The 12774-nt window shown below is 63.2% G+C and carries 20 protein-coding genes and 3 pseudogenes; 8 read left to right on the plus strand and 15 right to left on the minus strand.

All coding sequences use genetic code 11. The features are described from left to right. Positions 1-37 precede the first annotated feature (37 nt). From ACYQ6T_RS08510 to ACYQ6T_RS08525, 4 genes are all read left to right on the plus strand, one after another. The gene (locus ACYQ6T_RS08510; RefSeq protein WP_143902459.1) at positions 38-340 is read left to right on the plus strand and encodes a hypothetical protein; all 303 of its coding nucleotides are present in this window, start codon (positions 38-40) and stop codon (positions 338-340) included. Between the two features lie 94 nt (positions 341-434). Beyond that, positions 435-680: a hypothetical protein gene (locus tag ACYQ6T_RS08515; RefSeq protein ID WP_409626712.1), complete on the plus strand. Its 246-nt coding sequence runs from the start codon at positions 435-437 to the stop codon at positions 678-680. Between the two features lie 36 nt (positions 681-716). Beyond that, complete coding sequence (locus ACYQ6T_RS08520; RefSeq protein WP_459829977.1) at positions 717-1313, plus strand: DUF3489 domain-containing protein; 597 nt, start codon at positions 717-719, stop codon at positions 1311-1313. Next, positions 1310-1444: a hypothetical protein gene (locus tag ACYQ6T_RS08525; RefSeq protein ID WP_459829979.1), complete on the plus strand. Its 135-nt coding sequence runs from the start codon at positions 1310-1312 to the stop codon at positions 1442-1444. The genes ACYQ6T_RS08520 and ACYQ6T_RS08525 overlap by 4 nt, the downstream gene beginning before the upstream one ends. A 163-nt stretch (positions 1445-1607) precedes the next feature. Here the strand turns inward: ACYQ6T_RS08525 and ACYQ6T_RS08530 are convergent. Next, positions 1608-2695 (minus strand): IS3 family transposase gene (locus tag ACYQ6T_RS08530; protein ID WP_425973695.1). Its coding sequence is split into 2 segments (ribosomal slippage): positions 1608-2434 and positions 2434-2695, totalling 1089 coding nucleotides; the frame shifts between segments, so codons are not numbered across the junction. On the opposite strand from ACYQ6T_RS08530, the gene ACYQ6T_RS08535 reads away from it, so the two are divergent. Further along, positions 2694-2918, plus strand: coding sequence for a hypothetical protein (locus ACYQ6T_RS08535; RefSeq protein WP_459829982.1), 225 nt, complete (start codon positions 2694-2696; stop codon positions 2916-2918). The two genes, ACYQ6T_RS08530 and ACYQ6T_RS08535, sit on opposite strands and share 2 nt — an antisense overlap. A 60-nt stretch (positions 2919-2978) precedes the next feature. On the opposite strand, the gene ACYQ6T_RS08540 is transcribed toward ACYQ6T_RS08535, so the two are convergent. The 4 genes from ACYQ6T_RS08540 to ACYQ6T_RS08555 all read right to left on the minus strand — a co-directional run bounded on the left by ACYQ6T_RS08540 (position 2979) and on the right by ACYQ6T_RS08555 (position 6561). After that, positions 2979-3215, minus strand: coding sequence for a DUF7220 family protein (locus tag ACYQ6T_RS08540; protein ID WP_459829985.1), 237 nt, complete (start codon positions 3213-3215; stop codon positions 2979-2981). Positions 3216-3333: 118 nt separating this feature from the next. Beyond that, entirely contained in the window at positions 3334-4602 is a 1269-nt protein-coding gene (locus ACYQ6T_RS08545; protein ID WP_459829988.1) for a DNA modification methylase, read from the minus strand. Next, positions 4589-6031 (minus strand): site-specific DNA-methyltransferase, encoded by a 1443-nt coding sequence (locus tag ACYQ6T_RS08550; protein WP_459829990.1) that lies wholly within the window; start codon positions 6029-6031, stop codon positions 4589-4591. The genes ACYQ6T_RS08545 and ACYQ6T_RS08550 overlap by 14 nt, the downstream gene beginning before the upstream one ends. Then, the gene (locus tag ACYQ6T_RS08555) at positions 6028-6561 is read right to left on the minus strand and encodes a hypothetical protein (RefSeq protein WP_132961883.1); all 534 of its coding nucleotides are present in this window, start codon (positions 6559-6561) and stop codon (positions 6028-6030) included. The genes ACYQ6T_RS08550 and ACYQ6T_RS08555 overlap by 4 nt, the downstream gene beginning before the upstream one ends. A 361-nt stretch (positions 6562-6922) precedes the next feature. On the opposite strand from ACYQ6T_RS08555, the gene ACYQ6T_RS08560 reads away from it, so the two are divergent. Beyond that, entirely contained in the window at positions 6923-7153 is a 231-nt protein-coding gene (locus tag ACYQ6T_RS08560) for a ribbon-helix-helix domain-containing protein (protein ID WP_459829992.1), read from the plus strand. Between the two features lie 43 nt (positions 7154-7196). Here the strand turns inward: ACYQ6T_RS08560 and ACYQ6T_RS08565 are convergent, their stop codons facing one another. The 8 genes from ACYQ6T_RS08565 to ACYQ6T_RS08600 form a co-directional block, all read right to left on the minus strand. Next, positions 7197-7997, minus strand: coding sequence for an Rpn family recombination-promoting nuclease/putative transposase (locus ACYQ6T_RS08565; protein WP_459830008.1), 801 nt, complete (start codon positions 7995-7997; stop codon positions 7197-7199). Continuing rightward, positions 7981-8532: a hypothetical protein gene (locus tag ACYQ6T_RS08570; protein WP_459829994.1), complete on the minus strand. Its 552-nt coding sequence runs from the start codon at positions 8530-8532 to the stop codon at positions 7981-7983. The genes ACYQ6T_RS08565 and ACYQ6T_RS08570 overlap by 17 nt, the downstream gene beginning before the upstream one ends. Continuing rightward, positions 8519-8722, minus strand: coding sequence for a hypothetical protein (locus ACYQ6T_RS08575; protein ID WP_144326722.1), 204 nt, complete (start codon positions 8720-8722; stop codon positions 8519-8521). Before ACYQ6T_RS08575 ends, ACYQ6T_RS08570 begins: the two co-directional genes overlap by 14 nt. 131 nt (positions 8723-8853) lie before the next feature. After that, positions 8854-9174: a type II toxin-antitoxin system RelE/ParE family toxin gene (locus ACYQ6T_RS08580; protein ID WP_459829997.1), complete on the minus strand. Its 321-nt coding sequence runs from the start codon at positions 9172-9174 to the stop codon at positions 8854-8856. After that, on the minus strand, positions 9171-9434 hold the full coding sequence (locus ACYQ6T_RS08585; protein WP_144326724.1) for a type II toxin-antitoxin system ParD family antitoxin: 264 nt from the start codon (positions 9432-9434) through the stop codon (positions 9171-9173). Before ACYQ6T_RS08585 ends, ACYQ6T_RS08580 begins: the two co-directional genes overlap by 4 nt. Positions 9435-9489: 55 nt before the next feature. Next, a complete protein-coding gene (locus tag ACYQ6T_RS08590; RefSeq protein WP_459830001.1) occupies positions 9490-10077 on the minus strand; it encodes a hypothetical protein in 588 nt (195 codons plus the stop codon). Further along, the gene (locus ACYQ6T_RS08595; protein WP_459830002.1) at positions 10074-10442 is read right to left on the minus strand and encodes a hypothetical protein; all 369 of its coding nucleotides are present in this window, start codon (positions 10440-10442) and stop codon (positions 10074-10076) included. Before ACYQ6T_RS08595 ends, ACYQ6T_RS08590 begins: the two co-directional genes overlap by 4 nt. Continuing rightward, positions 10439-10660 carry a hypothetical protein gene (locus ACYQ6T_RS08600; protein ID WP_459830005.1) on the minus strand — a complete coding sequence of 74 codons (222 nt, stop codon included), beginning with the start codon at positions 10658-10660 and terminating at the stop codon, positions 10439-10441. Before ACYQ6T_RS08600 ends, ACYQ6T_RS08595 begins: the two co-directional genes overlap by 4 nt. Here ACYQ6T_RS08600 and ACYQ6T_RS08605 point away from each other — a divergent pair. Continuing rightward, positions 10659-11162 (plus strand): annotated as a pseudogene (locus ACYQ6T_RS08605) (hypothetical protein); the annotation flags it as partial. The gene ACYQ6T_RS08600 and the pseudogene ACYQ6T_RS08605 sit on opposite strands and share 2 nt — an antisense overlap. Further along, positions 11159-11464 (plus strand): annotated as a pseudogene (locus tag ACYQ6T_RS08610) (ATP-binding protein); the annotation flags it as partial. The pseudogenes ACYQ6T_RS08605 and ACYQ6T_RS08610, both read left to right, overlap by 4 nt. Here ACYQ6T_RS08610 and ACYQ6T_RS08615 read toward each other — a convergent pair. Together ACYQ6T_RS08615 and ACYQ6T_RS08620 are read right to left on the minus strand one after the other, a co-directional pair. After that, positions 11438-11941 (minus strand): annotated as a pseudogene (locus ACYQ6T_RS08615) (glycosyltransferase); the annotation flags it as partial. The pseudogenes ACYQ6T_RS08610 and ACYQ6T_RS08615 sit on opposite strands and share 27 nt — an antisense overlap. Before the next feature lie 23 nt (positions 11942-11964). Continuing rightward, positions 11965-12504 (minus strand): hypothetical protein, encoded by a 540-nt coding sequence (locus ACYQ6T_RS08620; RefSeq protein WP_219973544.1) that lies wholly within the window; start codon positions 12502-12504, stop codon positions 11965-11967. Positions 12505-12774: the final 270 nt, after the last annotated feature.

Here is a 12774-nt window from a genome sequence, read left to right on the forward strand (position 1 = left end):
GTTCATACAGATGTCATCAACCCCCACGGAGAACGCCATGAACGCCAACCGCCACACCAACCTCGTGAACACCCACGCTACCCAATCCCTCGACACCCTTGGCCACAAGCTCGCCGAGGCCGCCCTGACCGTGCTGGTGCGCACTTGCCGCAAGGAAGTGGCCTCCGCCAGCCGCGACGAGCTCGAAGCCGCCTGCGTCGCCATGCGCGCCCAGGCACGCCCGGTCATCGACCGCTTGCTCGACGACGCCCGCGCCGCACCCTGGGTGGCCGAAGCCGCCTTCCACGCTGCTGCCCTGGATCTCGCGCAAGCCGGCATCGCGGTGTTGCGCAAGGCCTGACGAGAAACGCGAAGCCAAGCAAAAAGCGCTTGGCTTCTCACGCGAACAGCGCGTTCATCACGTCACCCGATCACCACGCACCAAGGAGCAGACCATGACCCTGCGCATCCGCCAACCCCAGGTCACCGACACCAACGGCAACGCCCTCGGCCCCCGCCTGATCCGCGTCGAGTTCAACGATCAAGGCCCAGCGACCGTGATGTACGACGGCCAGCGTTACGACTTCACCGGCAAGACCGGCACCAACCTCAAAACCGGCCTGCCGGTGCGCGAGATGGCCACCGTGCGCGATGCGCGCCTTTGGATCAGCCTCGATGGCGAGCACCTGTGGGAAGACTGACTCGCGCCGATCCATCCAACGACCAGGAGAAACACCATGTCTGCACAAACTTCCCCCATCACCGAACGCCAACTCGATCTCATCACCCGCGCCCATTGCGATGCCAATGGCCTGATCGAGCCGCTGCTCGAGCTCAAGGGCGTCGCCAAGCTCAAGATGATCGCCAGCCTCGCGCAGCGGGGGTTGATCGAGCAGCAAGGCGGCCAGTGGCGCCTGAGCCCAGCAGCCATCGCGATCATCAAGGGCGAGGCGCAGCCGGAAGATGTCCTGCCGCCGACGGTGGCCACCCGCGTTGCCACGCCGCCGCTGGCCAGCGATCCGGAACTGGAAGCAGCAGTCGCCGCCGCCGAGGCCAGCTGGCAGCAGGACCAGCCCGATGCCGCCCCAAAGCGCGGTCGCGAGCACAGCAAGCAGGCGCTGGTGATCGAGATGTTGAAGCGCCCGGAGGGCGCCACCATCGCGCAGATCTGCGAGGCCACGGGCTGGCAGGCGCACACAGTGCGCGGCACTTTTGCCGGCGCGCTCAAGAAGAAGCTGGGCCTGCCCATCGTCTCCGAGAAGATCGAAGGCCCAGCTGGCACGCCGGGTGCAGGACAGCGCCTCTACCGCATCGCAGAGGAAGCCACTGCGTGAGCACGCAGCCCGACGAGCCGATCCCGGCAGACCTGTTGCCAGCCTTGCTGGTGACCTGCCGGGAGATGCAGATTGAGCTTGGCTTTCATCTCGAACAGCGCGTTACTACGGGTGTCGCAACGATCAATTGAGAAGGAGAGCACACCATGAACACCCCCCGCGAATTTCAAGCCCAGCACGCCGAACACCGCGCCCGCGAGGCTCTGGCTCAAGCACGATCCACCCTGGAACGGGCCTTGCGCGAACTGGATCGCTAGGTAATCCCCCCGAAATCCAGCGCTCCGAGAAGTAGAGCTATGCGGCCATGGCCAGCCGCTGTTTTGGGGTGATGCCGCCCAAGGCCATGTTCGGGCGCTCGTGGTTGTAGCGCCACATCCATTGCGTGGCAAACTCGCGGACCTCATCAAGATCGCACCAATGGTACTGCGACAGCCACTCATAGCGCACAGTCCTGTTGAAGCGCTCCACGTAGGCGTTCTGTTGGGGCTTGCCGGGCTGGATGTGCTCGATGTGGATACCGCGGGCACTGGCCCAGTTCAGCAGCGCGGCGCTGATGTACTCCGGCCCGTTGTCGCAGCGAATGACTTGCGGCTTGCCGCGCCAGGCCATGATCTGCTGCAGCGTGCGCATCACACGATGCGAGGGCAGTGAGAGGTCCACTTCGATGCCCAGAGCCTCGCGGTTGAAGTCGTCGATCACGTTGAGCAGCCGGATGCTGCGTCCGTCTTGCAGCTGGTCGTGCATGAAGTCCATCGACCAGACTTCGTTGATGGCCTGCGGCACACTCAGCGGCTCGGGCTTGTCGCGCACCAGCCGCTTGCGCGGCTTGATGCGCAGGTTGAGCTCCAGTTGCCGGTATATCCGGTACACCCGCTTGTGGTTCCAGGCAAAGCCTTTGACGTTGCGCAGGTACAGGAAACACAGCCCCAAGCCCCAGGTGCGGTTATTGTCGGTCAGCCGCAGCAGCCACTGGGCGATCTCCTCGTCTTCGGTGTCGCGCCGGGCCTCGTAGCGGTAGCAGGCCTGGCTGATCCGAAAGGCTTGACAAGCCGCCCGGATCGACAGCCCGCGCTGCTGCACGGCTCGTTGTGCCATCTCGCGCCGGCGAGATGGCTTCACCACTTTTTTGCAAGAGCCTCCGCCACGACCTCGGCCTTGAGCTTTTCCTCGACGTACATCTTGCGCAGCCGCCGGTTCTCCTCCTCCAACTCCTTCATGCGCGCCATGAGCGAGGCGTCCATGCCGCCGTACTTGGCCCGCCACTTGTAGAAGGTCGCCGAGCTGATGCCCAGTTCGCGACACAGATCGGGCACGCTCAGACCAGCCTCCGCCCGCTTGAGCGCGTCGATGATCTGGCTGTCAGTGAAACGCGATTTCTTCATGGTAGAGATTCTCCTTCGAGACTCTCTACTTCTCAGCGCACTGGTTTTGCGGGGGGATTACCGCTACACCAGCCGCTTCGAGGAGGCCAAGTCGCTGCGCGACAAGGCCGATGTGATGAACTGGACCTTGAACGAACTGGCCTGCAGCATCACGCCGAACCTGCGCCTGGACCTGATCGCCAGCGCCCAGGCGGAACTGGTGCGCGCCGACACGATGGAATAAGGAACCCCGAGCCAAGCGCAAAAAGATCGAACAGGCGCTTGGCTTCAGCAGCGGCGACCTTTACCCCGAGTTTGCGGACAGCTGACGCACGCGCAGCGCCTCAAACACCCTGCGCAGCAGGTAGCTTCGAATCAAAGAGACGACGGTAAAAATCAGGCCGATCAGCAAGTTCTCCTGCAGCGTGGCGTGCAGACCGAAGAGCGGAAACACCAGCCATTGGGTGGCCACCGCCACGCCATAGCCGACCAGCACATTGGTCACGGCCTCCACCAGCGACATCCAGCGCGACTGCTTCATCTTGCCTCCTCAGCTTCCCGGGCGTGGATTCCATGCCATGCCTTTTCCACGCCAGATCTCGCCACGCCGGGGCTTGGCATGCGGTACCGGACCTGGACCACACCCTGCCTTACGACCTTCAGTCGATCATCCCTGCCTCGAGGGGCTGATCGCTCGCCAGCTCATCGAACAGCAAGCCATCGTCGGCGCGCTGCGCCTTCTGTCCGGTCCAGTCTTGCCAGCGGCGAACAATAACGTCGCAATACTTCGGATCGAGTTCCATGACCAGACAAACGCGGCCCGTCCTCTCGCAGGCAATCAGCGTGCTACCCGAACCGCCGAAGCAGTCCAAAACAAGACTGCCCGGACGACTGGAATTACGAATCGCGCGCTCAGGCACCTCCACCGGCTTCTGGGTCGGGTGCAAGGCATTCTTCGCGGGCTTCTTGATCTCCCACACGTCGCCCTGGTCACGATCACCGCACCAGTGCCGATTAGCCCCCTCACGCCAACCGTAGAGGATGGGCTCATACTGGCGCTGGTAGTCGGCATGCCCGAGCGTGAAGGTGTGCTTGGCCCAGATGATGAAGGTCGACCACTTGCCGCCGGCGGCGCGGAAAGCCGCTTGCAGTGTGTCGAGTTCGCTGGAGGACATGGCGATGTAGATTGCACCGTCGCACCGCTGTAGCGCAGGCTTGAGTGCGGCAAGCAGGAAGGCCTGAAAGCCTTCGCCCAGGTTGTCGTTCAGAATAGGTCGGTGCTTGCCGCGCAGCTTGTCCTTGGGACTGTTGGCATAGTCCACGTTGTACGGCGGATCTTGAAAGATCATCGCCACCCGCTCGGTGCCCAGCAGCGTGTCGTAACTTGCCGGATCGGTCGCATCGCCACAAAGCAGCCGGTGCTGGCCCATGATCCAGACATCGCCGGGTTTGGAGACCGGTCTGACCGGCACCTCGGGGGCGGCATCCTCGTCGGTGTTGCCCTCGGTGGTGGTCTCCTCGCCGGCCATGATTTCCAGCAACTCGTCGGCATCGAAGCCGGTGAGCGCCAGGTCGAAGTCGTCTAGCTTGAGCTCTTCGAGTTCGAGACGCAGCAGGTCCTCGTCCCAGTCTGCCCAGGTGGCCGAGCGGTTGGCCAGGATGCGAAACGCCTTGATCTGCGCTGGCGTCAGGTCATCGGCCAGGATCACCGGCACCGTCTCCAGCCCCAGTCGCAAAGCAGCCTTGAGACGCAGATGGCCGTCGACCACCTCGCCCGTGCTCCTGGCGATGATCGGGATGCGAAACCCAAACTCGGTAATTGCCGCCGCCATCTGATCAACGACGTGATCGTTCTTCCTGGGGTTTCTGGCATACGGCAACAGCCGGCTGGTCGGCCAGTGCTCGAACTTGATCTCATTCATCTGCATCTGCCGTCTCCAATCGCTCTGTTTGGCGTGCTTGTTCGACCTCGGCAAAGGTCTGCCCGGTGGCGATGAGCGTCACCGGGATGTCGGGGTGGTTCTGTTGGAAGCGCTTGACCGCCACGTCGGTGTACTGCGGGGCCAGTTCGATGGCGCGGGCCTGGCGTCCAGTCTTCTGGGCGGCCAGGATCGTGGTGCCGGAGCCCCCGAAGGGCTCGAAGACGACATCACCCGGGTCCGAGTACGCCAGCAAGATGTGCTCGGGCAGCGCCACCGGAAACACCGCCGGATGGTCGATACCCTCACCGATGGGCCCGCGCTGACGCGTCACCGTGATCACCGAATCCGGAATGCGGTAATCCTGGATCGGTCGGTCGGCGTGCGTCCAGTCGTTGGGCCTGCCGTTTTTGTCCCGCAGGCCGCCGCCGCCATTGATCGCGGACAGGTGCGAATAGGTGCCCGCCATCTTACACGGCACGATCTTGTTGGGCTTTCTGGCCTCGCGGTTGAAGTGGAAGATGAATTCATGCCGTGGGGCAAGTCTTCCCGCCCAGTCGCCCGGCACGGTCACCCCTTGATCCCAGACGTACCAGCCGAAGCGCCGCCAACCCTGCGCGCGCATCCAGGCGATCCAGCCGTCCCAGTAGGGCTGCCATTCGTTGTCGCGATGGACGAGGCCGAGATTGACCAGCATCTGTCCGGCCCGATCCATGAACGACATCGCCGCGGCAAACACCCCTTGCATGAGCGCATCCCAGTCCGAAATGCCGCCGGTGGTGTAATTGCGCTGGTTGGCGTAGGGCGGACTGGTAAAGAGCAGCGCCGCACGCTCGCCCGCCATCAGCGCGGCGACCACGGCCGGGTCGGTCGAGTCGCCGCAGATCAAACGGTGCGCACCCAGTTGCCAGATGTCACCCGGCTGGCTGACCGGAGTCACCGGCGCATCCGGGATATCCTCATCCTCGGGTTCGCCATTAGGCGAATCCTCATCATCGGCACGCTCGGTCTCTTCAATATTGCCAAGCAGGTCGGCCAGTTCCTCATCGCTGAAGCCGGTCAGCGCCAGATCGAAGCCCGCTGCTGACAGGTCAGCCAACTCGACTGCGAGCAGTTCCTGATCCCATCCGGCCTGCAGCGCCAGTTGATTGTCGGCCAGGATATAGGCGCGGCGCTGGATGGGTGTGAGGTGATCGAGGACGACCACCGGCACGACGTCGAGCGCGAGTTTCTGCGCAGCCGCCAAGCGACCATGACCAGCGAGAATGCCGCCGTCTTCCGACACCAAGATTGGTGCGGTAAAGCCAAACTCGACGATGCTGGCGGCGATCTGGGCTACCTGCGCATCCGAGTGGGTGCGCGCATTTTTGGCGTAGGGCTTGAGCCGATCCAGTGGCCACAGCTCGATGCGGCTGGCCATAGCAGGGGTGACGGTCATCGTGAGAGTTCCTCCAGGGCTTCGCGGATCGCCTCCATCAGCAAGTCCTCCACCACGCGTTGGTCGGGCTGCGCGACCACGGCCGCCACGATCTGCGGGGCGACCTTGCGGGGAATCTGCTGGATGCGGTCACGCAGCAGACGCGCAAGGTTGAAGTACTTGACCTTCACCTCGTCGGCGTTGAGCAGCTTGCCCGTGCGTTCTTCAAATTCGAGTTTGGCCAGGCGCGCGGCGTAGGCCTCGCGGATGGCGCGGCTGGTCTGGTAGTCAGGTGCGGCAGCCCGGGTTTCCAACGGCGGGGTGGAAACCGGGGTGGAAACCGGCGGGGTTTCCACCTTGGCCGCAGGCTTCTTGGCACCGATGTTCAGGCTCTGTGACGGCAGCGTGTTGCGCGCCCACTGGGCATCGGCCTTGGCCGGGTCGATGGTGCCGTCGGGCTCGACGCTGATGCGCCCGGCCTTGATGGCCTTGGCCACAGCGGTGTGGCTCACGCCACGGTGTTGGGCATAGGCCCGGACGGACAATCCCATCGCATTCCTCCGGGCTGCTCGGATCAGTTAACCGTCATGGATGGATCACCTCGGCATGAATACGGGTGGAAACCTGGGTGGAAACTGGCAACCTGTTTGCGGCTCTGACGCTAGGCAAGCGTCGCGCTGCGCGCGGCCCCGCCCTCAAAAGGCCCAGGAAGGAACCATAAAGGCCGTAGAACGGACGATCACTTGATGGTAAGGGTTGGGGACGTTCGGCAACGCAAAATCGCTCAGAAGCCGTTTTGACGCGTTTTAGCGCGATCGACTTTCAGTCTTCCGACTCGACCCAACCCTTGAAATTGCCGCTCACGCCGTAGAACATATCGATGTGTCATATCCAGGCATCTGCGGAGGCTCCATGCACTTCCACATCTATCTCGACGACACGACCGGGCAGCAGTTGAACGCCATGGCCGAGCAGAGCGGCGAGAGCCGCAATGCGCTGATCCGCAAGGCCGTCAGCGAATGGCTCGCCCACCAGTCCCAGCCACAGTGGCCGGAGATCGTGGTGAATTTCCAAGGGATGGCTGATAGAAGAGAGCCGCGACCAACTGAAACCGCCCGTAGAGGATCCACCGGCATGAGGTAGTTGCCGGCAACAGCAAACCGTAGCGCGTCTATCCTGCCAACGGCTACTGCGGGTTGCTGCCAAAGACTGCGTCGAGCGACGGCGCGGTGATCGCTGCATCGAACCACGCCTCGATCTCCTCGAGCGAAGCGGCCGCAATCCGGGCTTCCAGCGCCGCCGGCAACGGCCCAAAGCGCTTGGCCAACAGACGCTTGAGCGCCAACGCCTCGCCTTCGACCTTGCCCTTTTGCAGCCCTTGCAGCATCCACTGCTGTGTCCAACTCTCGATGCGTTCGGCAAGCATGGTGTCGATCTCCAATAGGTCGGTGACGGTGGCAATCTCTTCGCTGCGGATTTTACGGCGCAACAAGCGCGCGATCCAGATGGTGAGACTGCGGCGCAACTCCTTTTGTTCCGGCTCGGAGAGCCACGCGATGAGGCTTTTGAGCACCGCGCGCAACTGCTCGGGCGTGCGCGATTGCTCCAGCCGAAACAGCGCCGCGGCCAGATTGCGCTGACTGGCAAGCGTCGTTTCGTCGTAGCGGTTCTCGTCGATCAAAAGATAGCGCAGCTGCGGCAGGTACGCTTCGAGCCCTTGCGGCGGCGCGGCAACGAGCTCGGCGAGCGACTCGGCCTCGCGCCACGGCGTGGTGCCGTTGTAGAGCACGATCGGCAGCACCGGCGGCAGCTGGCCCGTGGCGGTGAGTTCGCCACGCTTGACCAAATCCTGGTAGAGCAGCTCCACATAGACAAGGAGCCGCAGCGCCATGAAGCGATCCGAGCGCGACTGAAACTCCAGCAGCAGATAGAGGTAGAGCCAGGAGCGATTGCGCAGGCGCACAACGCCGTCACGACCGCCACGCACGCTCAAGGTGAATGGCAAAGCGGGGTTGTAGCAGCGCCGAGACCGTCTCGACCATGCCCAAGCGCGGCGCAACCTGCTGCCGACGGCGCAGCAACCACAGCGGTGCGATCTCACGCCCCTGGCGATGCAATACCATCCCTTTGCGCACGAAGACCCCGGGTTTGCCTCGCAGCGCTTTCGGCCACTGGCTCTTGGGGATGACGCGGGTCTGGGCGGTCTGTGCCATCGGCCCGACCGGAATCGCCAGCTTGCCGGTCTTGGTGCCCCCGGTTTCCTGCAGCGCCATGAAGCGGTCGCGCGACCAGACCTCGGCCATCAGCGTGCGCGGCTTGGCCTGCGTCACGCCTATGCCCTGGCTGACCCACGGGCGGCGCAGGTTGAAGCGCTCGGGCAGACCCTCGCGCACCGCATCGCGGGCATCGAATGCCGTGCGAGTGAGCGCCTGGGCGGCGGCATTGGGGACGTGCCGTTTCGCCAGATCAGACAGATGCTCGGTCGCCTTGGCCACATCGGCGGTGACGTCAAGTTTCAGCATCGGCGGACTTCCGGCGGCGAGGAGTGGCTGGCGCTTCGGCGTTTGCAACAGGCTCGGCAGCGATGCCAGCTTGTTGCGCCAGGATCTGATCGGCAGTGGCCGCATCGACCTCGACCGTCAGACCTGGAACGAACGAGCGCGTGCCGCCGTCGCCGGTGACGACCACCGGGCGGGTGATGAGAAGTTTCATGGGGGAGTCTCCAGCGCTGGGCAGAGAGGCGAACGCCAGGCCCAGAAACGACAGCGCCCACCGGAACGAATCGGGTGGGCGCAGTTATCAGCAGTACAGGATTACTATACCTTACATGTACAAAGATTCAACTAGGTTTTGGCGTCAGGCGCCGCATTTTTTTCAGCGAACTGCGCTTCGATGTCCATCGCGCCATGCAACACCCGGACGATGCGCACCAGACCGGGCTCCTCGAAGAAAAACACGACGTAGTTGCCGTAGGCGCATGGGCGCAGGCCTTTGCCGAGCTCCGGTCGTGGCCGGTAGGCTTTGGGCGCCTCCGTGATCTTTCGGCACTGTTCCCGCAGCTCCCGAACAAAACTCATCGCCCGCCGTGGGTTGTCGCGAGCGATGTACAGGCCAATGTCGTTCAGATCTTTCTTGGACTGCGGGGTATAGACCAAGCGCGTCATTCGGCTTTTTCAGCCATCGCTTGCAGCTTGGCTTCCAACTCGTCAAAGACTTCCTCCTCCGACAGGTCCGGCCCGCTGGCCAGGCCCACCGCAATCGCTTCGCGCAGTGCTTGCAGCTTGGCAGCTTGCTCGGCTTCGCGCTCCTCGAGCAGGCGCAGTCCGGCGCGGACGACCTCGCTGACGTTGTTGAAGCGGCCCGAGTCGACCTGCTGGCGGATGAAGGTTTCGAAGTGGGGGCTGAGCGCAACACTGGTCGGCATCGCAATTTCTCCTGACGACTAATAACAGTTATTAAACTCAGCCCCCAGTCCTTTGTCAAGGCGTGGCTTCGGCCGATGCTGTTCGTCGGTGACGGCCGCTTCCACTGCGGTCATAACCGTAGTACCGAGCCAACACGCCCAGCCCAGCGATCAGGATACCCTTGGCCTCGTGCAGGGAGATTGCCTTGCCGGCCCAGCCTTGGCGAAGTGCCCACTCACGGACCGATTGCCCCAATCCGGCCACGTACCAGAGCGCCGATCCGGCTGGACTGCCACTGCCGCCCACCGCATCCAGTGCATTCCGCACGGCACGCGCAGCACCAGCGTTCTTCTCGACCATCATCTGGCCGGGTGCTGTACCACCCGGCAGACCATCGAGCTTGGGACTGGCGATACCACTGCCGAACGCCCGCGCAAAGTCCTGCGAGAACTGCTGCCCCGCGTCGTGCATCGCGCCGGTGATGCTGCCGTTTCGGAGCATCAGCGCCAGCGTGTCCACGGTGCGGTAGTGGTCGACGGGCTTGCGGTCATCGTCCTCCTCGCGCACGTAGCGGATCACGCTGCCATCCGGGCGGATGTGCTCCTCGCCGATGCGCGGCTTCTTCTCGGCACGGGCCTTGGCGCGTTGGGTTTTCTTGGTCATGGCCGTGCCTCCCCGAGTTGCCCGAGGGTCGCCAGCGCACCATCGCGGCTGCGCTGAAGCGTCACCGACTTGCCCGTAGTCGCCACCACCGTCCAGGTCTCGCCATCGCCCCGGTCGATCACTTCGCCCTCGGCCCAAGGTGTGCTTTTGCGGGTAGCCACAGTGCGCGCGCCGTAGAGTTTGGTGGCGATGCCAGACAGAAATGCGCGGTCCCAGTCGTCGTAGATGTCCTCCAGCGGCACGACCACAATGCCTTGTTTGTGCCAGGCCGCCGCACGCATCGCGCGCAGTTCGTCGCTGCTGGCGGGTGACGCCGGGGCCAGGCGCCCGAGAGCGCAGGGGATGGAAGCGGTGCTGGTTCTCATGCCACACCCCCTTGGGCCATTGCCCAGTCCAGCAGCGCCAGCGCATCAGCGTGGTTGTCGTCGACCGGATCGAAGCCACGCGCCTTGGCCGCCGCGATCATCTCGGCCTTGCCAGTGTCAGCACCGATGGTAAATGTCCGCAAAACACCGGTTTGAGATGTCCTCCCGACAAAGCTGGTGCATCCTTGTGTTGTGTCAAGAAGCAAGGAAAGCGCCATGCTCAACCGAGAGGACTGGCTCATGATACGCGAAATGCGAGAAAAGGGGTGTTATCTCCGTGAGATTGCCGAAGAAGTGGGATGCTCGGAGCGAACCGTGCGTCGGGCGCTGCTGCGCGGTGGGCCGCCGCCGCGACGGCGAAGCGGGATTCGGTCCAGCAAACTCGACCCTTACAAGGCGCAAGTGGATCGGCTGCTTGCCGAAGGGGTCTGGAACGCCACGGTGATCTTTGCCGAGATCCAGGCGATGGGCTACCGCGGCGGGATCAGTATTCTGCGTGACTACATTCGACCCAAGCGAGCGCTGAGAAAGCCCAAGGGCACGGTGCGCTTTGAGACCGCGCCGGGGCGGCAATTGCAAAGCGACTGGGGGCAGATCGAGACCGAGGTGGGTGGGCGATTGCTGCGAGTTCATTTCGCGGTCAATACCTTGGGCTATTCGCGGCGCTTTCATGTCTGGGCGGCCCCGTGTGAGGATGCCGAACACACCTACGAGGGGCTGAGGTGCTGATCGTCGATGAGATCGGCTACCTGCCGCTTGAACGACAGGAAGCGAGCCTTTTCTTTCGATTGGTGGCCCGACGCTACGAAAAAGGCTCGATCATTCTCACCTCGAACAAAGGGTTTGCCGACTGGGGCGAGATCTTTGCCGACCAAGTGGTGGCCACGGCCATTCTCGACCGGCTGCTGCATCATGCCACCACCCTCAACATCAAGGGCGAGAGCTTCCGGCTCAAGGAAAAGCGCAAAGCCGGGCTCCTGACCAAAGCGGCCAACCTACCCCAACCAGAAGGAGACAGGTAGCCCACCACCTACGGCCTGGGCAGCCAAGCAGCATTCCGTTGAAAACCGGACATCTCGAATCGGTGAAAAGCGGTCAATTGTGGTCGGTGTTGACACCGTCTGCAGATCGTAATGCGCCTGGGCAAACGCGCGGGCGTTGCGGCCCAGGCGCTGCCGCGCGGCTGGATCATCGAGCAGCGCGCAGACCTCGCTTGCAAGCCCTGCCACATCGAAGCAATCGACCAGACGCCCGGTCTCGTCGTGTTGGATCGCTTCGCGCAGTGGCGCGGTGTCGCTGGCGACGATCGCGCAGCCCGCGCTCATCGCTTCCAAAAGGCTCCAGGAGAGCACGAAGGGGTAGGTGAGATAGACGTGAACGGTCGAGAGCTGCAAAAGCGGGATGAAGTGCTGGTAGGGAATGTTACCAAGGAAATGGACGCGCGCCCAGTCGGTGTCCGCGATCCGTGGGCGCACTTCAGCGGTGAAAATCTCGCGCCAAGCCGATGTGGAGCAGCCAGTACTCACCACGTCCGTGGCGTAAAGCCCGGCTGGTTGCGCACCACCACGTCGTCGTCCGCTTGCACGAGCACGTAGAGCCCCTCTTTTTCGGCGTAGCGCACGACTTCGTCGGGCGCGCCCATCGCCGCTACCGCGCCGTGTAAGAGCTTATCGGCGTATTCGGGAAACGCCGCTTTGAAGCGGGAGAGGCGCTCCAAGTGCTCATCGACATCGTCGGTGGTCAAGCGGCTTTTACACTCCACGGCAATCGCATGGTCGCCGTTGATTACCAATAAGTCGATCTCCATCACGGTTTGCCCCGCGTCGTCGCGCGCCCGGACGTTGGGCATCACCCGATGGACGGGGATCCCTTGCTCCTGAAAGAGGCGCACCACCGCGGGCTCGACCATATCCTGCACGAACTGCCCCAGGCGGTTCCCCAGCCGCCCCAACTGCCGCTCCAGCGCTCGGATGCGGCGGTCGGTCTCCTTGCCTTGCTCGGCAAGGCCCAGGATCATCGCTTTGAGCTCGTCCCAAGAGATTTCAGAGGCAGTGGTGGCCATGGACGGTTCTCCGGTGCTGAAAACTTCGGACCATTCTACCACCTCCGCAAGCACGCGGATGGCTGATGACAAACGTTCGCAGCGCCGCTTCGGCTGGTGCGAGAACCGCGCGCTTAGCTGGCAACTTGCATCTTGACCTGAGCCTTTTCAAACTCGGTTGATCATCTCGATCAGCATGTCATCGACGCGGGTCTCTTCCTTCTGTGACTCCGCTTTGCAAAGCGGTCAATTGTATCGTTTTTGCTGGCTTCCATCACGCTCGAGGTATTC

The sequence above is a fragment of the Hydrogenophilus islandicus genome (genome assembly GCF_054657095.1).